Origin of the sequence: Pseudomonas sp. B22(2017) (genome assembly GCF_002113105.1) — a bacterium.
In the GTDB taxonomy this organism is placed as follows: Bacteria; Pseudomonadota; Gammaproteobacteria; order Pseudomonadales; family Pseudomonadaceae; genus Aquipseudomonas; species Aquipseudomonas asiatica.
This window is the reverse complement of the sequence record NZ_NEJN01000001.1, coordinates 236,942-253,850: the sequence shown is the minus strand read 5'-3', so window position 1 is coordinate 253,850 and position 16,909 is coordinate 236,942. Positions and strand designations below refer to the sequence as shown.

Sequence of the window (16,909 nt, the reverse complement as noted above, 5' to 3'; positions counted from 1 at the left end):
GCTCATTATTATTGACACCTCTGATTACAAGGCGGCTATGGACACGGGGACGCGACTCAAACTGGTGCGTGAACGCAACAACCTCTCCCAACGGGAACTGGCCCGCCGCAGCGGGCTGACCAATTCGACGATCTCGCAGATCGAGCAGAATCGCGTCAGCCCTTCGGTCAGCTCCCTGAAAAAACTGCTCGAAGGCATTCCGATGAGCTTGGCGGAGTTCTTCAGTTTCGACGAGCCGGTGCGCGAAGAGCGCTACGTGTTCCGTGGCGGCGAGCAGCCAGATCTGGGCCGCAACGGCCTGCGCATGCTGCTGGTTGGCGCCAGTGTCGAAGGCCGGCAGATGCGCATGCTGCGTGAACTGTATGCACCGGGTGCCGATTCGGGCGAGCCGATCGTGCATGCCGAGGGTGAGGAGTGTGGCCTGGTCACACGCGGCACCGTCGAGTTGTGGGTCGATGGCCAGGTGAGCGTGCTCAACTCGGGCGACGGTTACTACATCCCCACTACCCTGCCGCACAGTTTCAAGAACATCGGCCCGGACGAGGCCGAAATCATCAGCGCCAACACCCCGGCGAACTTCTGACTGCTTTATGCATGGAGATGGCACCGGCTTTGCCGGTGTTCGCGACTGAAGCCGCTCCCACAGGAAACGCGCCAACCCTGTGGGAGAGGCGCCTTCAGGTAAGGCTGTCGACACCCTGACGCAGGGCCTCTTCGACAAAGTCCAGGCGGTCCTGCCCGAAGAACATCTCGCCACCGACAAAACAGGTCGGCGCGCCGAACACCCCGCGCTCCACTGCAACTTCGGTCGCGTGCCTGAGCGCGGACTTCACCTCGTCATCACCCGCCAGCGCGCGAAATGCCTGCGGGTCGAAGCCGCCCTGGCTCAGCGTGTCGTCGAGGACGGCGTTGTCGCCCAGGTTGCGGCGCTGCGCAAACAGACCATTGAACAGCACCGCCAGCAACGCCTCGAACCGCTCCGGCGAACGGAGCTGGGTGCCCACTGCCCCGCGCATCAGGGTCAAGGTATTGACCGGGAACCCCGGCGGCAACCCGAACGGTACCCCGTAGCGCGCGGCGAAGCGCGCCAGGTCGGTGAACATGTAGCGGCCCTTGGCCGGGATCATCACCGGCGAGGCGTTGCCGGTAGCCTGGAAAACCCCGCCCAGCAGCATCGGCCGGTAACGCAGCGTGGCACCCTGGCGGGCACACAGCCCCGGCAGTTGAGTCCAGGCCAGATAGCTGGCCGGGCTGCCCAGGTCAAAAAAGAAATCGACAGTCTTGTTCATGTGGTTACGGTCCTTGCTCGGTGAAAGGGGCTTACCAACGTTCCATCCAGGGGCGCAGGTCCAGCTCGAAGGTCCAGGCGTCGCGGGGCTGGGCATGCAGGAACCAGTAGCTGTCGGCGATGTGGGCCGGATCTAGGATGCCATCCTGGCCCTTGAGGGCGTAGCGCTCGGGGAATGTGTCACGGATGAAGGCGGTGTCGATGGCCCCGTCAACCACCACGTGGGCGACATGGATGTTCCGCGGCCCCAGCTCGCGCGCCATGCTCTGGGCCAGGGCGCGCAAAGCGTGCTTGGCCCCGGCGAATGCCGCAAAGCCCGCCGCGCCACGGGTGCCAGCAGTGGCACCCGTGAACAGGATGGTGCCACGCTCGCGCTGGACCATGCGCCGGGCCACCGCCTGGGCGGTAAGGAAACCGGCAAAACAGGCCATCTCCCAGATCTTGAAGTATTTACGCGGGGTTTCCTCAAGAATGCTACAGGGCACATTGGCACCGATATTGAACACAAACGCTTCGATCGGGCCGATATCACGCTCGATGGTTTCGACCAGCGCCGCCACCTCCTCCTCCTTGCGCGCATCGGAGCCAAACCCGTGGGCCTGGCCGCCGGCAGCACGGATTTCGTCCAGCAGCGGCTGCAACTTGTCAGCCTGGCGCCGGGTGACACAGGCAATGTAGCCCTCGCGGGCAAAGCGCTTGGCGATCTCGCCGCCGGTAGCATCCCCCGCGCCAATCACGAGCACCACTTTTTGTTGTTCTGTCATGCCTGTCTCCATTGGTGAATGATCGTTTAGTAAACGAACGCTATGTTATGATCGCCGCCACCGTCAAGCCCGCCTGCAGAGGCAACTGAATGCGCTACACCAACGAGCACAAGCAGCAAACCCGCGAGCGGCTGCTGGCCAGCAGCGGCGCGCTGGCCAAACGCGGGGGTTTTTCCAGCACTGGCGTAGCCGGGCTGATGAAGGCGATCGGCCTGACCGGCGGCGCCTTCTACAACCACTTCCCATCCAAGGACGACCTGTTCACCGAGGTAGTGCGACAGGAACTGTGCAACAGCCCGCTGGCGCGCCTGGCCAACCAGGGCGCCAGTCGCGAACGCCTGGGCCGTTGCCTGCAGCAGTACCTGAGCCTGGCTCACCTGCACAATCCCGAAGGTGGCTGCCCGCTGCCGCCATTGGGGGTGGAGATTGCCCGGGCCGAAGCACCCGTGCGCGCCGTGGCCGAGCATTGGCTGGTGGAGCTGCACCAGGCCTGGAGCGCGACCCTGGAAGACAGCGAATTGGCCTGGGTGCTGATCAGCCAGTGCGTCGGTGCCTTGCTGGTCGGGCGCATGCTGGCCACGGAAAGCGTGCAGTCGCAGGTACTGGAGGCCAGCCGCCACTTTGTCGAGAAGGCCCTGCATGAAGCGGATTAGTCTATTGCTGGGGCTACTGCTGAGCTTGCCTGCACTCGCCGAACAGGCCTGCCCGCCAGGGCAATACCAGGTGTGCCTGATGGGATGTTTCTGTGCGCCCATCGACCCCGGCCAGGCCGGGCAGATTTTCAAGGACGTGGAAGTACTGGCTTCGTCCAGCCTGACCTATGCCTTGCAGCAGGCCCGCGACGAAGCCACCGCCAGCGGCGTCGAGCCGATCCCGTTGCATATCCGTGCGCAACTAGAACCCTGGTACGACTTTGCCGTGCTCGACGCGGCGCGCTTCCGGGTGGGTGACGAACAGCAGATGAGCGCGGCCAATGCGCTGCTGCAGAACCCCGATGTGAACGCCGTGACGCTGATCGACACGATCATCTTCCGCCGCCCCGCCGACGCCGAGGACAACGTGGCGTTGTGGGCACATGAGCTCAAGCATGTGCAGCAGTATCAGCAGCTGGGTGTAGAAGAGTTCGCCCGGCGCTACACGCGCAACTACGACGACCTGGAAGCGCCGGCCTACAAGATCGAGGGCGAGGTAAGCAAGGCGCTGCGCGAGCGTGGTTCAGGGCAGGCCAGATAAGCCAGGGGCTGCTTTGCAGCCCTTCGCCGGCAAGCCAGCTCCCACAGGGACAGCACATGACCTGAGATCGATGCAGTCGAGGTGGGAGCTGGCTTGCCGGCGACAGGGACCTGTCAGGACGCCGCCGAAGCTTCTTCAGCCACCTGCTCACGGCTGGCAAAACGCTGCGCCAGCACTGCACAGACCATCAGCTGAATCTGGTGGAACAGCATCAGCGGCAGGATCATCGCGCCAATGCCACTGCCGACGAACAGCACCTGCGCCATTGGCACCCCGGTAGCCAGGCTCTTCTTCGAACCGGCGAACAGGATGGTAATGCGGTCCTCCAGGTCAAAGCCCAGCAGCTTGCCGAGCAGCCGGGTACCGTACAACACCACCGCCAACAAGATTCCGCACACGGCAAACAACCCGGCCAGGTGCTGCGGCGATACCGTGTGCCACAGCCCGGTGACCACCGCCTCGCTGAATGCGGTGTAGACCACCAGCAGGATCGAACCCTGGTCCACCACCTTGAGCCAGCGCGCATTGCGCTTGACCCAGGCACCGATCCAGCGCCGGGCGACCTGCCCGGCCACGAACGGCACCAGCAGCTGCAGGGTGATCTTCAGCACCGCATCCAGACCAGAACCGGTATCACCGCTGGCCCCCAGCAACATCATTACCAGCAACGGCGTGAGGAAGATACCCAACAGGCTGGATGCCGCCGCACTGCAAATGGCCGCCGGCACGTTACCACGCGCCAGCGAAGTGAAGGCGATGGCCGACTGCACGGTAGCCGGCAAGGCACACAGGTAGAGCACGCCCAGGTAAAGTTCGTTGCCCACCAGCGGCACGAACAGTGGCTTGAACGCCAGGCCCAGCAGCGGGAACAGCACGAAGGTGCAGGAGAACACCAGCAAGTGCAGGCGCCAGTGCCCCGCTCCGGCAATGATCGCCTCGCGCGACAGCTTGGCGCCGTGCAGAAAGAACAGCAGGCCGATGGCCAGGTTGGTCAGCCAACCAAAATACACTGCGCCGTCGCCCGAGCAAGGCAGCACGGTGGCAATCAGCACCACCCCGAGCAAGGCCAGGGTGAAATTGTCGAATAACATGCGCAAATACTTCATCACAGTTTCCGTCTTGTCATTGTGCAAGGGCAGACGATAAGGTCTTCGGCTTTTCGCCGCTAACGCCGGAACCCCCACCGGTGTCGCTCAACGGACACGCTCCAGCACAGGACCCGCTCATGCCCCTCTCCCGCCTGGCTGCACTTGCAGCCGCCATCACTCTCACCTTGGGCTACAGTGCCGCCCAGGCCGACGACCAGTTGCAGGCCAAGGTCGACCAGATCATCCGCCCGCTGATGCAAGAGCAAGGCATCACCGGCATGGCCGTGGCGGTGTATGCTCGCAACCATGCGTACTACTTCAGCTATGGCGTGGCCAGCAAGGCCGACAATGTGCCGGTCAGCCGCGACACGCTGTTCGAGATCGGTTCGCTGAGCAAGACCTACACCGCCACCCTGGCCGCACTGGCCAGTGCCGAAGGCAAGCTGGACCTCGATGCCCCGGCCAAGCGCTATCACCCGGCCCTTGCCGGGGCCCCCATCGGCGACGCAAGCGTGCTGGAGCTGGGCGCCTATAGTGCCGACTGCCTGCCGTTGCAGTTCCCGGATGCGGTGCAGACGGCGCAGCAGGTGGTCGATTTCTTCCGTCACTGGCAACCCCGCGCCAAACCCGGCACCCAGCGCTGCTACTCGAACCCCAGCCTGGGCTTGTTCGGTGACCTGGCCGCCCGAGCGCAGCATCAGCCGTTTCCCACGCTGATGAGCGAGGGCCTGCTGAAACAGATGGGCCTGGAAAACACCTATCTGCAGGTCCCGGCCAGCGCCCAGGGGTTGTATGCCCAGGGCTACGACAGTGCCGACAAGCCGGTGCGTGTCGGCCCCGGCCCTTACGCCGACGAAGCCTACGGCATCAAGACCAGCGCCAGCGACCTGCTGCGCTATGTGCGCCTCCACATGCAGCCGGAGGGGTTGCCACCGGCGCTGGCACAAGCCACGGCCATCACCCAGCGGGGCTACTTCCAGGTCGGCGCCATGACCCAGGGCCTGGGCTGGGAGCGTTACCCCTACCCGGTCACGCTGGCCACACTGATCGATGGCAACGGCCCGCAGCTAATCCGTGAACCGCAGGCAACCACACGCTTGCAACCAGCCCTGCCGCCGCTGCCGGCAGCCTGGTACAACAAGACCGGCTCGACCAATGGCTTCGGCGCCTACGCCGCGTTCGTGCCCGCCGAACAACTGGCCGTGGTGTTGCTGGCCAACCGAAACTACCCGAACGAAGCCCGGGTGCGCGCAGCCTTCGACATTCTCTCCGGGCTGTAGTGCGGGCAGCGATTGTCGAACAAAACGACACAATGTAGTGAGCAAAAATATTCACTACAAAATGGTTGACGCCGTTCATCGCCCTTGGGCATGATGAAGCCGTCTCCCTGATCGGGAGCGGTGGCAAGGGTGTTCCAGACGGCCTGCGCGGTAACGCAGGCCGTCCGTGGAGAGGGAAACTGTCCAAAAGGCAGCGTGAGAAAGCCCCTGTTGCGATGCTGCTGTAGCAGCCTTGGTAGTGCGCTACACCGTGGTAGCGCCAACTGTGAAAAATCACCTACGAATGGGTAATGGGGGCTTTATGATGAACTTGAACAACAATCCGACTATCGACCAATTGGCCCAGCTGTTCGCCGTACGCAAGGACAGCCTTGACGACCATCTGCTGTGGGTAAGCCAGACCGGTGAAGTGCGCCTCGACCGCCTGCCACCGAACACCGTCGAAGATGAATTCGAAGAGCACCTGCCCAGCATGCGTGCCCGCTTCAAGGTCTACCGCCGTGGCCAAGGCTACGTCGGCAAGAAGGCCGCCGCCGATACCGAGTTCGTCGGCCGCGTCCTGCAGACCCTGCAACAAGAATGGCCCGCTGCCCGTGAGCAGCAGGCAGTCAAGGTGATCGAACCGCTCAACTGAGGGTTCCCACCTTTATCTGAGCCCGGCCCGCACAGGCCGGGCTTTTTCATGCCTGGCGCCGCTGGCTGCGGGGCTCCGGCAGCGGCAAGGCGCCGGTTGCCATCGCCCGGGCGCGGTCTACACCCCACACCAGGGCGCGAGTCATGGTCTCGCCTGGGCGTGCGGGGTAATACTCCTCCAGCAACGCTCGCCCATCACCGGCGTACAACCCCAAAAACAGTTGCGTCGCCCCCAGGCGCGACAGGCGCACCTGCACGTCCAGCGTGGTGCCGTCACTGAGTGCTTCGTCGTGGCAGCGGCTGTGCAGCTGTGCGTCGGCCCATTGCCAATAGGTCTCTTCCCTGACTCGCATGAGCATTCAATCCTCCGTTGCTGGAATGCCGCGCAAGAAAACCACAGCCTTGGCCATCCTGCGAGTGCTACCCGGCAATGCCATGAGGCGGATCAAGAAATGGCAATAAAAACCCCGCCATTCGGCGGGGTTGTGCTGGAGCGGGATCACTTCTTGAGCGGAACCCGCGGCATGAAGCGGCCTTTTTTGCTGCGCTGCAGATGTGCAGGCTGGAGCTGTTCGGAATCATCCAGCGTCATGTGGGCGAAGCCCAGGCGAAATGCCGCTTGGCCGCAACGCACCTGGCTGTTGATCGGGAACGCGTCGTTCAGGTCTTCGAAAAAGGATTCGCTCATGCCCTGTCTCCCTCCAGTGGCGGACGCGTCGGCAACCAGAACAGTTGCTCTACCAAACGCGACCTGTGAAAGTGAGACTAGCTGGTCATTTGCGGACCGCCCAGACCGAAGCCTTGGACCCGACCAGCGGCAGACGCTCTACTTCAGGCGCACCGCTGTACCGGTAGCAAATACCACGACCATGCCGCCCTGTACCGACGGCATGCTGATCTCGAAATCCACACCCACTACCGCATCGGCCTGCAACTGGCGTGCCCGCGCCTTCAGTTCTTCGGTGGCCTGCTCCCGGGCTTGGCGCAGTGCGCTTTCCAGGGTTTGCGAACGCCCGCCGAAGAAGTCGCGAAAACGTGCAAAGAAATCGCGCACGAAATTGATGCCCTGCACCGATTCGGAGCTGACCACACCCAGGTATTCAGCAATCGGGCGGCCTTCGAGCTGGCTGGTGGTTGAAATGATCATGGGTGCGCTCCATTGGCCTGGCAAAAGAGGCCGATTCTAACAGAGCGCCCTGTTTGCAACGCGCATTTGTGGGAGCGGCCCTTTCGCGACGCAAGTCCGCTCCCACAGAGTCAGCTACGCGCTGACAGCCCTTAACCGGCGCCCAAGCCTTGCGCCAAACACGTTCACCAGCAACCCTGCCATCACCAGCAATGCGCCCCAGCCCTGGGTCGCAGTCAGACGCTCGCCCAGCAACAACGCCGACGAACTCAGGCCAATCACAGGCACCAGCAGCGAGAACGGCGCCACCTTGCCGGCCGGGTGGCGCGACAGCAGCTTGCTCCACAGGCTGTAGCCGAGCATGGTGGCGACAAACGCCAGGTAAGCCAGGGCCAATACCGAACTCCAGCTGATATTGGCAATGGCGTGGCCGATGCGCTCCGGCCCCTCCAGCCACCAGGACAACGCAAGGAACGGCAGTGGCGGGATCAGCCCGCCCCAGATAACCAGCGCCACCAGGTCAACCGAGCCAAAGCGCCGGGTGATGATGTTGCCCATGCCCCACATGGCGCCGGCACACAGGGTCAGCACCAGCGCCAACATCGGTACATGGCCGCCGTCTTCGCTGCCGATAAGCGCCAGGCCGCTGGCGGCCACCAGCAGCCCCAGCACGCTGGCCAGGCGCAGCCGCTCGCCGAGGAACAACGCGGCGAAGCCGAGGGTGAAGAACGCCTGCGATTGCAGGATCAGCGAGGCCAGCCCTGGCGGCATGCCGCTGTACATGGCCTGGAACAGGAAAGCGAACTGGCCCAGCGAAATGGTCGCGCCGTAGGCGATCAGCCAGCGCCAGGGCAACTTCGGCCGCTTGACCAGCAAGATCGCCGGGAATGCCACCAGCAAGAAGCGCAATGCCCCCAGCAACATCGGCGGCAACCCATCGAGGCCAACCTTGATGACCACGAAGTTGACTCCCCAGGCGACAATCACCACCAGGGCGATGAGCAGATCCTTGAGTGGCATTGCGACATCCTTCTTCAAGCTTTCTAGACATATTTCGTTACAGCATAAGGCTATTCCTTTGACAGGGACCAGCACAGTTGCGGCCCAGAGGTGCGCAACAGTGACTGTTATCGTGCAAGGGTTGCCGAGGTGGCGGAGCGTCAGCTCCGGTATCCAGGTGCGACCTTTTCCAGCATCCGCAACAGTGCCGCCCATGCCAGCTGCAACGCATCCGGATCCGCCAGTTCGCCCTGTTTCAACCCTCGTCCAGGCTCATTGAACTGCCGCTCGGTATGCGCGCACACTTCGGCCGGCGGCAAAATCACCTGCCCGGCACTCTGTGCCGCCAACTGGATCTCGCACGCCTTCTCCAGGTAGTACATGCGCAGGAATGCTTCGGCCACGCTGCGCCCAGTGGTCAGCAGGCCATGGTTGCGCAGGATCATCACCGGCTTGTCGCCTAGGTCGGCTACCAGCCTTCGCTGCTCATCCATGTCCAGCGCAATCCCTTCATAGGCGTGGTATGCCACCTTGCCATAAAACTCCATGGACATCTGGTTGAGCGGTAGCAGCCCACATTCCAGCGCCGCCACCGCACAACCTGCCCGGGTGTGGGTGTGCAACACACAGCGGGCATCCTCGCGGGCAGCATGGATGGCGCTGTGGATGACGAAACCGGCCGGGTTGACCGGGTGCGGCGTCGCTTCAACCGGCCGGCCCTGCAGGTCGATCTTCACCAGGCTGGAGGCCGTGATCTCATCGAACAGCAAGCCGTACGGATTGATCAGGAAGTGGTGCTCCGGCCCCGGCAGGCGCAGGGAAATATGGGTGAAGATCAGGTCGCTCATGCGGAAATGGGCGATCAGCCGATAGCAGGCGGCCAGCTCCTGGCGCAGGCTTTGTTCCGTTGTGGTCATCATCGTTATACCTTTGCAGTACGCTATTTGCTGGCCCACGCATTGAAGCGCTGTTCCAGCTCTTCGCCATGGTCGACCCAGAATTCCACATTCATCGCCAACGCCCCCTGCAGGTTCTGCGGCGAAGTAGGCACCCAGCTGGCCAGGGACGGGTCTAGCTTCGCCGCCGCCTGGGTGTTGGTCGGCCCATAGGGAATCTGCTGCACATAACGCACCTGGGTGTCCGGCTGGTTGGCGTAGGCAATCAGCCGCTTGGCCTGGTCGACATGCCGCGAGCCTTTGATGATCGCCCAGTAATCCATGCCATACAGGCTGCCAGGCCAGACCACCGCCAGCGGGCTGCCCTGCTGGGCCGCGACGGCGATGCGCCCGCTATAGGTCGAGGTCATCACCACGTCTCCCGCCGCCAGCCACTGGGCAGGTTGGGCGCCGGCGTCCCACCACTGGATATACGGCTTGAGCTCGCTGAGCTTGACAAAGGCACGCTCGACCCCTGCCGGGGTGGCCAGTACCTGGTACACATCCTCGACCTTCACCCCATCTGCCATCAGGGCGAACTCCAGGTTGTACACCGCACGCTTGCGCAGGCCGCGCTTGCCCGGGTACTTGCTCACGTCCCAGAAGTCGGCCCACGACGCAGGCGCCTGTGCCAGCTTGCTGCGGTCATAGGCAATGGCCACGCTCCATACCAGCGCGGCCGAGCCACAGGCTTGTGCCGCGTCGGTAATCAGTTCACCCGCATGGCCCATGCGCTGCCAATCCAGCTGCTCGTAGATGCCCTCGTCGCAGCCGCGCATCAGGTCAGGCCCTTCTATCTGCACCACGTCCCAGTCGACATTGCCGGTCTCGGCCATTACCTGGATCCGTGCCATCTCGCCGTTGTACTCACTCTGGATCAGCTTGCTGCCATCCTGGGCACTGAACGGTTTGAAGATCGCCTCGTCCTGAGCTTTCTGGCCGGCACCACCATAGCCGACCACGACCATCTGCGGTGCCGCTTGCGCACTGCCCAGGCCCATGGCCAGCAACGCTGCGCAAAGGCTGCTTACACGTGGGAATACCTGCATCGTAGTTGCCTCCTGCCGGTGCCCGAGGGGCCCGTTTTCTTGTTGTTGTGAGGTCACGCCCTCGCCACGAGGGTGAAAAAAACCTAGTCGCCGACCAGTAAAAAAACAAGTTGATTTTTTACTGGCGCTACACTTTTATAAAAAAACAAGAACAACATCGCACCGGAGCCGCCTGTATGCAGACCGCCTTCCCTCATCTGTTCGAAGCCTTGCAGATCCGCGGCAAACGCTTGAAGAACCGCATCATGTCCACCGGCCACGACACCTGCCTGCCTACCGACAACCTGGTCAACGACAAGCTCATCGCCTACCAGCGGGCCCGCGCCGCGGGTGGCGTGGGCCTGATCGTGCTGCAGGTGGCCGGGGTGCATGACAGCGCTCGCTACACCTCGCATGTGCTGATGGCCACCGACGATGCCTGCATCGACGGCTACCGCCAGCTTGCCGAGGCCTGCCATGAGCATGGCACCGTGGTGCTGTCACAACTGTTCCACCCCGGGCGGGAGATCATGGAGTCGGCGGACGGTTTGCTGGCGGTGGCCTACTCGGCGTCCGCGGTACCCAATGAACGCTTCCGGGTGATGCCGCGCGCACTGGACCAAGCGATGATCGACGAGATCGTCCAGGGCTATGCCAGCGCTGCCCGCCGCCTGCACCAGGCCGGGCTGGATGGCGTTGAAGTGGTGGCCAGCCATGGCTACCTGCCTGCGCAGTTCCTCAACCCGCGGGTAAACCAGCGCTCGGATGGCTACAACGGTGAGCTGGAGCAGCGCCTGCGGTTCCTGCGCGAAGTGCTGGCCGCCGTACGCGCGGCTACCGACGAACAGTTCATCATCGGCCTGCGCATCAGTGCCGACGAGCGCGACAGCCAGGGGCTGAGCGAGGATGAATCGCTGGCCGCAGCGGTTGCCTTGCAAGGCCAGCTCGACTACCTGCACATCGTTGCCGGGACGTCGGCGTCCCTCGGCGGCGCCGTGCATATCGTGCCGCCGATGGCTATTCAACCGGCCTACCTGGCCCGTGAGGCCGGCACCTTCAAACAACACCTGGGCATCCCGCTGTTCGTCACCGGGCGTATCAACCAGCCCCAGGAAGCCGAACTGATCCTGGCCCGTGGCCAGGCCGACGTCTGCGGCATGACCCGCGCGCTTATATGCGACCCGCAGATGCCCAACAAGACCGAGCATGGCCAGGTCGAAGACGTACGTGCCTGTATCGCCTGCAACCAGGCCTGCATCGGCCATTTCCACCGCGGCCTGCCCATTTCCTGCATCCAGCGACCGGAGACTGGCCGCGAGTTGCAATACGAGCAACTGCCACCCACCACCCGCCCCAAGCGCATCCTCGTGGCCGGTGGCGGGCCCGCCGGCATGAAAGCCGCCGCCGTGGCCGCTGCGCGCGGGCATCAGGTCACGCTGTACGAGGCTGGCCCGCAGCTCGGTGGCCAGGTGCTGCTGGCCCAGTTGCTGCCACGGCGCAGCGAGTTCGGTGGCGCCAGCACCAACTTGCAACGGGAAATGGCCCTGGCGGGCGTGGAAGTGGTGCGCAACACCCGGGTCGACCGCGCACTGGTCGAACGGGAACGCCCCGACCTGGTGATCGCCGCCACCGGTGCCACCCCCTACTGGCCGGCCTTCGAGCGCACCGGTGATCTACAGGTGGTGGATGCCTGGCAAATACTGCGCAGTGAAGCAAAACCGGGCCGCTCGGTACTGGTGATCGACTGGCGCTGCGACTGGATCGGCCCCGGCATCGCCGAACGCCTGGTACGCGACGGCCACCAGGTGCAGCTGGCGGTCAATGGCACCCATTGCGGCGAAAGCCTGCCGCTGTACGTGCGCGACCAACTGGCCGGCGAGCTGCATCGCCTGGGTATTCCCATCACACCGTATGCCCGCCTGTATGGCTGCGACGACAACACGGTGTACCTGCAGCACACCGCCAGCGGCGAACCGATGATCTTCGAAGGCATCGACACCCTGGTACTGTGCCAGGGCCATCAACCAGAAGACCGCCTGGCAGCGGAGCTGGCCGGCCTGGTCGAGGTGCGCCGGATTGGCGACTGCCTGGCGCCGCGTACCGCCGAAGAAGCGATTCACGATGGCCTGACGGTTGCCTGGGCGCTCTGAGGCTGTACATACTGCGGCTTTTGCGATGGACCGACGTGCATGAGCCAACTCCCCCAGCCCCCCGCCAGCGAAGCCGGGGGCGCCGCGCCGCAGTTTCTCGGCAGCCGCATTCGCGGCCTGCGCAAGCGCCGTGGCATGACCCTGGCGGAGCTGGCCGCGCACAGTGAACTGACCGCCGGCTACATCAGCCAGCTGGAGCGCAACCTCTCCTATCCATCGATTCCGGCGCTGTTCAACATCGCCCGCAGCCTGGGGGTGACCATCCAGTGGTTCTTCGCCAGCGAAGCCATCACTGCGCCCGAAGATCAGGGCTATGTGGTACGACGCAACAGCCGCCTGAGCGTGCATTACGAAGACGGTATCGTCGATCAACTGCTCACGCCCCAGCCCAACCGTCAGCTGGAAATCCTGCATTCGCGCTTCCCTCCGGGCAGCTACAGCCAACAGAGCTACAGCCACGACGGTGAAGAGGCCGGCTACATCCTTAGCGGCAGCTTCGAGCTGTGGGTGGGCGAGCGGCATTTCCAGCTGGGTGAAGGGGACAGTTTCAGCTTCTCGAGCCAGGAACCGCACCGCTACGGCAACCCCGGTGAAGTCGATGCCGTGGTGATCTGGGTGATCACGCCGCCAACATTCTGAAGCATGCTCGCTCCCCAATATCCAGCAACAGGGTCTACCTTGTTAACCGAACTTTAGAGGAGCACAACCATGAAGCAGATCCTGATCATAGGCGCGGGCTTTGCCGGCCTGTGGAGCGCGCTCAGCGCCGCCCGCCAGCTTGACCTCCATGGCCGCAAGGATGTCGAGGTCACCTTGCTTGCACCCCAGGCCGAGCTGCATGTGCGCCCGCGCTTCTACGAACCCGACGTACATACCATGGCCGCGCCGTTGCAGGAGCTGTTCGATGCCGCCAACGTCCGCTTCGTGCAGGGCACGGCCTTTCATATAGATGAAGCGGCCCGCCGTGTGGGCTATCGCACCCGCAGCGGAACCCAATGCACCCTGCCCTACGACCGCCTGATCATGGCCTGCGGCAGCGTGCTCAACCGGCCCGACATGGTCGGCATCGAGCATGTGTTCGATGTCGACAAGCTCGACAGCGCCGCGCGCCTGGAAACCCACCTGAAGTCACTGGCCAACCTGCCCGACACACCGGCACGCAATACCGTGGTGGTGGCCGGCGGTGGCTTTACCGGCATCGAGACCGCCACCGAACTGCCAGCCCGCCTGCGCGAAATACTCGGCGAGGACGCGGCGTTGCGCGTGGTGGTGGTCGACCGTGGCGCCGGGATTGGCGCGGCCCTGGGTGACGGCATACGCCCCGCCATCGAGCAGGCCTCAGAGGCCCTGGGCGTGGAGTGGATCTGTGGCGCCACGGTAGCCTCGGTCGACCCTGCCGGCGTGGTGCTGGACAACGGCCAGCGCATCGACGCCAGCACGGTGATCTGGACCGTGGGCTTCAAGGCCAACCCGCTCACCGAACAGATCAGTGGCGAGCGCGACCGCCAGGGCCGCTTGCATGTCGATGGCAATCTCAAGGTGAAAGGCAATGATGCCGTGTACGCGGCGGGTGATGTGGCCTACGCCGCCTGCGACGAGGCTGGCAATCATGCGGTGATGTCCTGCCAGCATGCGATTCCGCTGGGGCGTCATGCGGGCAACAATGCGGCGGCCGAGCTGATTGGCGTGGCACCGAAGACCTACAGCCAGCCCAAGTACGTGACCTGCCTGGACCTTGGGGCCTGGGGGGCGGTGTATACCGAAGGGTGGGAACGCACGGTGTCGCCACCGGAGGACAAGGCCGAAGCCAAGGTTTTGAAGGCGCAGATCAATACCGTGTGGATCTATCCACCGGCGGCCGAACGTGCTGCGGCGCTGGCAGCGGCTGACCCGGCTATTCCAGTGGCCTGACACCAGGCCGACGCGGTCATTGTAGGAGCGGCCTTGTGTCGCGATGGGCCGCAAAGCGGCCCCAGAATTCTCGGCGTCAACGCTGAAACCCTGGGGCCGCTTCGCGGCCCATCGCGACACAAGGCCGCTCCTACATTCGATCGCGTACCTTCGATCAGGCAGCAGCAAACAGCTCGTTGGCAATCTGCGCCTGGGCAGCATCGATCGCCTGGCTGCGGTGCTCAGGGCCATAGGCCAGGCCATGGGCGCGGACGATTTCCAGGTCGGTGACACCGATGAAGCCCAGGAATACCTTGAGGAAGTCTTCATGCCCGGCGCCAGTCGGCTGGCCAGCATGCAGGCCACCGGCGGTGGACACCAGCACTACCTTCTTGTTGCCGCACAGGCCTTCCGGGCCGGCTTCGGTGTAGCGGAAAGTCTTGCCGGCGACGGCAACGCGGTCGATCCAGGCCTTGAGCTGGGTCGGCACGGTGAAGTTGTACATCGGCGCACCAATCACCACGGCATCGGCAGCCAGGAACTCTTCCAGGGTTTCCGCGCTCAGCTTGGCTTCGAAGGCCTGGGCTGCGTCGCGCATGTCTTCCGGGGTGCCAGCCGCTACCAGGGTTGCCGCGGAGAAGTGGGCGATGGCGTCAGCGGCCAGGTCGCGGTACACCACTTCCACGCTCGGGTCGGCGGCTTTCCAGGCTTCGACCACTTCACGGCTCAGTTGGCGGGAGGCGGAATTATCGCCCAGGATGCTCGAATCGATGTGCAACAGTTTCATGGGATTCTCCTGTGAATGAAGACCGCGACATTGGGCGATCACGATGGGGAGAATCCTACCGACATCAACAATGGCTGATAAGGCAGCAAAAATGCGTTAGTTTGTCCTACTAGTAGAACAGTGAGACATTCCCATGCAAGACCTCAACGACCTTTTCTACTTCGCCCGCGTGGTCGAAGCCGGCGGTTTCGCCGCAGCCGGCCGCCAGCTGGGCATCCCCAAATCGCGCCTTTCGCGGCGTATCGCCGAGCTTGAAGAACGCCTGGGCACGCGCCTGCTGCAACGCACTACACGGCAACTGAAGCTCACCGCGGTGGGCGAGCGCTACCTGCACCACTGCCAGGCCATGCTACTGGAAGCCGAAGCCGCCGACGAGGCCGTGGCCAGCATGAGCAGCGAACCGCGCGGGCGCTTGCGGGTGTCGTGCCCGGTGGCATTGGCCCACGCCTTTCTGCCGGATGTGATCAGCCGCTTTCTTGCGCAGTACCCGCTGGTGCAACTGGACATGGTGCTGCTCAACCGCCGGGTAGACCTCATTTCCGAAGGTATCGACGTGGCCCTGCGCGTACGCGACCTGGGCGATGAAGACCCGGCCCTAGTCACCCGCCGCCTGCGCCAGGCGCAGATGCAACTGGTTGCAGCGCCCGGTTTCGCCGACCACATCCGCGAACCGGGCCAACTGGCATCATTGCCGGTGCTGGGCGCTGCCGAGGCGGACCGGCTGGTACACTTCCGGCTGTTCGGCCCCCACGGCAAACAGCAGGAAATCGCCCTGGAACCGCGCCTTGCCATCGATGATTTCGTAGTACGTAATGCTGCTGTACGGGCAGGCCTCGGGTTTACCGCGCTGCCCAGCATGTTCTGTGAAGAAGAACTGGAGCGTGGCGAACTGGTGCGCCTGCTGCCGGACTGGTCGCTGCCGGGTGGCTACCTGCAGGCGGTGTACCCGCACCGGCGCGGCTTGCTGCCTGCGGTACGGGTATGGATCGACCACCTGGCGGCGTCGTTCGAGGCCTGTGGAGAAAAGTATGTCTGAGCGGAACATGAGCGAAGCCCAGGTGGCAGCGTTCTGCCTGAGCCTGCCGGGTGCGCGGGAAGACTACAAATGGGGCGGCATCCGGGTGTTCTCCGTGGCAGGCAACAAGATGTTCGCGGTGCTCGACCTGGCGGGTGCGGGGTTGTCGTTCAAAGTGGCCGACGAACTGTTTCTTGGCTACTGCGACCGCCCGGGGGTGCGGCCTGCGCCGTACCTGGCACGGGCGCGGTGGATCAGCATGGCACCGCCCTACCCGATGGGGCGTGATGAACTGTGTGATCTGTTGCAACGCTCGCACCAGCTGGTGGTGCGGCGGTTGCCAAAGCGGTTGCAGGTGGGGTTGGTAATCTAGCTAGCCTGTGCCGGCCTCTTCGCGGGCGTGCCCGCTCCCACAGGGTTTTCACTGCCTTCAAGACCAGTGGAACACCTGTGGGAGATTACCCAGCCCTTTTGGGCTGCGCTGTCGCGCAGAGAACAAATATCGCTCGTCTGACGCGTCCTTTGTAGGAGCAGCCTTGTGCTGCGAAGAGGCCGGTACTGACAAAGCCTGTCTGTTACTTGTACCGGCCTCTTCGCAGCACAAGGCTGCTCCTACAGAACCTCGCCGAACCAATGAGTCATGTGTTGTTTTATGAGAGCGGGCTAGCCCGCGAAGAGGCCGGCACAATCACA

At 63.7% G+C, this 16,909-nt stretch carries 20 protein-coding genes; 10 read left to right on the top strand and 10 right to left on the bottom strand.

Annotated elements, in window-relative coordinates; genetic code table 11:
- Nucleotides 1-37: 37 nt before the first annotated feature.
- Nucleotides 38-583, top strand: coding sequence for a cupin domain-containing protein (locus CAG18_RS01305; protein ID WP_003248033.1), 546 nt, complete (start codon nt 38-40; stop codon nt 581-583).
- Between the two features lie 94 nt (nt 584-677).
- Here the strand turns inward: CAG18_RS01305 and CAG18_RS01300 are convergent, their stop codons facing one another.
- The gene (locus CAG18_RS01300; RefSeq protein ID WP_015270185.1) at nt 678-1,289 is read right to left on the bottom strand and encodes a 2-hydroxychromene-2-carboxylate isomerase; all 612 of its coding nucleotides are present in this window, start codon (nt 1,287-1,289) and stop codon (nt 678-680) included.
- A gap of 31 nt (nt 1,290-1,320) precedes the next feature.
- Nucleotides 1,321-2,052 (bottom strand): SDR family oxidoreductase, encoded by a 732-nt coding sequence (locus CAG18_RS01295; RefSeq protein WP_015270184.1) that lies wholly within the window; start codon nt 2,050-2,052, stop codon nt 1,321-1,323.
- A gap of 89 nt (nt 2,053-2,141) precedes the next feature.
- Between CAG18_RS01295 and CAG18_RS01290 the strand changes: the two genes are divergently transcribed.
- Together CAG18_RS01290 and CAG18_RS01285 are read left to right on the top strand one after the other, a co-directional pair.
- Nucleotides 2,142-2,705: a TetR/AcrR family transcriptional regulator gene (locus CAG18_RS01290; RefSeq protein ID WP_015270183.1), complete on the top strand. Its 564-nt coding sequence runs from the start codon at nt 2,142-2,144 to the stop codon at nt 2,703-2,705.
- Nucleotides 2,692-3,285 (top strand): DUF4157 domain-containing protein, encoded by a 594-nt coding sequence (locus tag CAG18_RS01285; RefSeq protein WP_085616665.1) that lies wholly within the window; start codon nt 2,692-2,694, stop codon nt 3,283-3,285. Before CAG18_RS01290 ends, CAG18_RS01285 begins: the two co-directional genes overlap by 14 nt.
- 113 nt (nt 3,286-3,398) lie before the next feature.
- Here the strand turns inward: CAG18_RS01285 and CAG18_RS01280 are convergent, their stop codons facing one another.
- Nucleotides 3,399-4,391 carry a bile acid:sodium symporter family protein gene (locus CAG18_RS01280; protein ID WP_085719934.1) on the bottom strand — a complete coding sequence of 331 codons (993 nt, stop codon included), beginning with the start codon at nt 4,389-4,391 and terminating at the stop codon, nt 3,399-3,401.
- 119 nt (nt 4,392-4,510) lie between these two features.
- On the opposite strand from CAG18_RS01280, the gene ampC reads away from it, so the two are divergent.
- Both ampC and CAG18_RS01270 read left to right on the top strand, forming a co-directional pair.
- Entirely contained in the window at nt 4,511-5,653 is a 1,143-nt protein-coding gene (gene ampC, locus CAG18_RS01275) for a class C beta-lactamase (RefSeq protein ID WP_085719932.1), read from the top strand.
- 301 nt (nt 5,654-5,954) lie between these two features.
- Nucleotides 5,955-6,287: a hypothetical protein gene (locus CAG18_RS01270; protein WP_003253895.1), complete on the top strand. Its 333-nt coding sequence runs from the start codon at nt 5,955-5,957 to the stop codon at nt 6,285-6,287.
- Nucleotides 6,288-6,333: 46 nt separating this feature from the next.
- Here the strand turns inward: CAG18_RS01270 and CAG18_RS01265 are convergent, their stop codons facing one another.
- The 6 genes from CAG18_RS01265 to CAG18_RS01240 form a co-directional block, all read right to left on the bottom strand.
- A complete protein-coding gene (locus CAG18_RS01265; protein WP_023663278.1) occupies nt 6,334-6,645 on the bottom strand; it encodes a hypothetical protein in 312 nt (103 codons plus the stop codon).
- Between the two features lie 140 nt (nt 6,646-6,785).
- Nucleotides 6,786-6,974 (bottom strand): hypothetical protein, encoded by a 189-nt coding sequence (locus CAG18_RS01260; RefSeq protein WP_003253897.1) that lies wholly within the window; start codon nt 6,972-6,974, stop codon nt 6,786-6,788.
- A 138-nt stretch (nt 6,975-7,112) separates the two neighbouring features.
- The gene (locus CAG18_RS01255; protein WP_015270179.1) at nt 7,113-7,433 is read right to left on the bottom strand and encodes a YbjQ family protein; all 321 of its coding nucleotides are present in this window, start codon (nt 7,431-7,433) and stop codon (nt 7,113-7,115) included.
- A 114-nt stretch (nt 7,434-7,547) separates the two neighbouring features.
- Nucleotides 7,548-8,432: an EamA family transporter gene (locus CAG18_RS01250; protein WP_023663280.1), complete on the bottom strand. Its 885-nt coding sequence runs from the start codon at nt 8,430-8,432 to the stop codon at nt 7,548-7,550.
- 140 nt (nt 8,433-8,572) lie between these two features.
- On the bottom strand, nt 8,573-9,328 hold the full coding sequence (locus CAG18_RS01245) for a class II aldolase/adducin family protein (RefSeq protein WP_054573126.1): 756 nt from the start codon (nt 9,326-9,328) through the stop codon (nt 8,573-8,575).
- Nucleotides 9,329-9,351: 23 nt separating this feature from the next.
- On the bottom strand, nt 9,352-10,395 hold the full coding sequence (locus CAG18_RS01240) for an ABC transporter substrate-binding protein (RefSeq protein ID WP_085719929.1): 1,044 nt from the start codon (nt 10,393-10,395) through the stop codon (nt 9,352-9,354).
- A 176-nt stretch (nt 10,396-10,571) separates the two neighbouring features.
- On the opposite strand from CAG18_RS01240, the gene CAG18_RS01235 reads away from it, so the two are divergent.
- The 3 genes from CAG18_RS01235 to CAG18_RS01225 all read left to right on the top strand — a co-directional run bounded on the left by CAG18_RS01235 (nt 10,572) and on the right by CAG18_RS01225 (nt 14,435).
- On the top strand, nt 10,572-12,524 hold the full coding sequence (locus CAG18_RS01235; RefSeq protein ID WP_085719927.1) for an FAD-dependent oxidoreductase: 1,953 nt from the start codon (nt 10,572-10,574) through the stop codon (nt 12,522-12,524).
- A 39-nt stretch (nt 12,525-12,563) separates the two neighbouring features.
- Nucleotides 12,564-13,163, top strand: coding sequence for a helix-turn-helix domain-containing protein (locus CAG18_RS01230; protein ID WP_015270174.1), 600 nt, complete (start codon nt 12,564-12,566; stop codon nt 13,161-13,163).
- A gap of 69 nt (nt 13,164-13,232) precedes the next feature.
- A complete protein-coding gene (locus CAG18_RS01225) occupies nt 13,233-14,435 on the top strand; it encodes an NAD(P)/FAD-dependent oxidoreductase (protein ID WP_085719925.1) in 1,203 nt (400 codons plus the stop codon).
- Between the two features lie 154 nt (nt 14,436-14,589).
- Here CAG18_RS01225 and CAG18_RS01220 read toward each other — a convergent pair whose 3' ends face one another.
- Nucleotides 14,590-15,201, bottom strand: coding sequence for an FMN-dependent NADH-azoreductase (locus CAG18_RS01220; RefSeq protein WP_049277030.1), 612 nt, complete (start codon nt 15,199-15,201; stop codon nt 14,590-14,592).
- A gap of 133 nt (nt 15,202-15,334) precedes the next feature.
- On the opposite strand from CAG18_RS01220, the gene CAG18_RS01215 reads away from it, so the two are divergent.
- Both CAG18_RS01215 and CAG18_RS01210 read left to right on the top strand, forming a co-directional pair.
- Nucleotides 15,335-16,237 (top strand): LysR substrate-binding domain-containing protein, encoded by a 903-nt coding sequence (locus CAG18_RS01215; RefSeq protein WP_015270172.1) that lies wholly within the window; start codon nt 15,335-15,337, stop codon nt 16,235-16,237.
- The gene (locus CAG18_RS01210) at nt 16,230-16,589 is read left to right on the top strand and encodes an MmcQ/YjbR family DNA-binding protein (RefSeq protein ID WP_085719923.1); all 360 of its coding nucleotides are present in this window, start codon (nt 16,230-16,232) and stop codon (nt 16,587-16,589) included. Before CAG18_RS01215 ends, CAG18_RS01210 begins: the two co-directional genes overlap by 8 nt.
- Nucleotides 16,590-16,909 lie beyond the last annotated feature (320 nt).

What these genes read in the sequence shown, in the direction of transcription:
- CAG18_RS01290 (WP_015270183.1), top strand. Translation starts at nt 2,142, where the DNA reads ATGCGCTACACCAACGAGCACAAGCAGCAAACCCGCGAGCGGCTGCTG.
- CAG18_RS01245 (WP_054573126.1), bottom strand. Translation starts at nt 9,328, where the DNA reads ATGACCACAACGGAACAAAGCCTGCGCCAGGAGCTGGCCGCCTGCTAT.
- CAG18_RS01295 (WP_015270184.1), bottom strand. Translation starts at nt 2,052, where the DNA reads ATGACAGAACAACAAAAAGTGGTGCTCGTGATTGGCGCGGGGGATGCT.
- CAG18_RS01285 (WP_085616665.1), top strand. Translation starts at nt 2,692, where the DNA reads ATGAAGCGGATTAGTCTATTGCTGGGGCTACTGCTGAGCTTGCCTGCA.
- CAG18_RS01240 (WP_085719929.1), bottom strand. Translation starts at nt 10,395, where the DNA reads ATGCAGGTATTCCCACGTGTAAGCAGCCTTTGCGCAGCGTTGCTGGCC.
- CAG18_RS01235 (WP_085719927.1), top strand. Translation starts at nt 10,572, where the DNA reads ATGCAGACCGCCTTCCCTCATCTGTTCGAAGCCTTGCAGATCCGCGGC.
- CAG18_RS01210 (WP_085719923.1), top strand. Translation starts at nt 16,230, where the DNA reads ATGTCTGAGCGGAACATGAGCGAAGCCCAGGTGGCAGCGTTCTGCCTG.
- CAG18_RS01255 (WP_015270179.1), bottom strand. Translation starts at nt 7,433, where the DNA reads ATGATCATTTCAACCACCAGCCAGCTCGAAGGCCGCCCGATTGCTGAA.
- CAG18_RS01260 (WP_003253897.1), bottom strand. Translation starts at nt 6,974, where the DNA reads ATGAGCGAATCCTTTTTCGAAGACCTGAACGACGCGTTCCCGATCAAC.
- CAG18_RS01270 (WP_003253895.1), top strand. Translation starts at nt 5,955, where the DNA reads ATGATGAACTTGAACAACAATCCGACTATCGACCAATTGGCCCAGCTG.
- CAG18_RS01225 (WP_085719925.1), top strand. Translation starts at nt 13,233, where the DNA reads ATGAAGCAGATCCTGATCATAGGCGCGGGCTTTGCCGGCCTGTGGAGC.
- CAG18_RS01250 (WP_023663280.1), bottom strand. Translation starts at nt 8,432, where the DNA reads ATGCCACTCAAGGATCTGCTCATCGCCCTGGTGGTGATTGTCGCCTGG.
- CAG18_RS01280 (WP_085719934.1), bottom strand. Translation starts at nt 4,391, where the DNA reads ATGAAGTATTTGCGCATGTTATTCGACAATTTCACCCTGGCCTTGCTC.
- CAG18_RS01300 (WP_015270185.1), bottom strand. Translation starts at nt 1,289, where the DNA reads ATGAACAAGACTGTCGATTTCTTTTTTGACCTGGGCAGCCCGGCCAGC.
- CAG18_RS01305 (WP_003248033.1), top strand. Translation starts at nt 38, where the DNA reads ATGGACACGGGGACGCGACTCAAACTGGTGCGTGAACGCAACAACCTC.
- CAG18_RS01220 (WP_049277030.1), bottom strand. Translation starts at nt 15,201, where the DNA reads ATGAAACTGTTGCACATCGATTCGAGCATCCTGGGCGATAATTCCGCC.
- ampC (WP_085719932.1), top strand. Translation starts at nt 4,511, where the DNA reads ATGCCCCTCTCCCGCCTGGCTGCACTTGCAGCCGCCATCACTCTCACC.
- CAG18_RS01265 (WP_023663278.1), bottom strand. Translation starts at nt 6,645, where the DNA reads ATGCTCATGCGAGTCAGGGAAGAGACCTATTGGCAATGGGCCGACGCA.
- CAG18_RS01215 (WP_015270172.1), top strand. Translation starts at nt 15,335, where the DNA reads ATGCAAGACCTCAACGACCTTTTCTACTTCGCCCGCGTGGTCGAAGCC.
- CAG18_RS01230 (WP_015270174.1), top strand. Translation starts at nt 12,564, where the DNA reads ATGAGCCAACTCCCCCAGCCCCCCGCCAGCGAAGCCGGGGGCGCCGCG.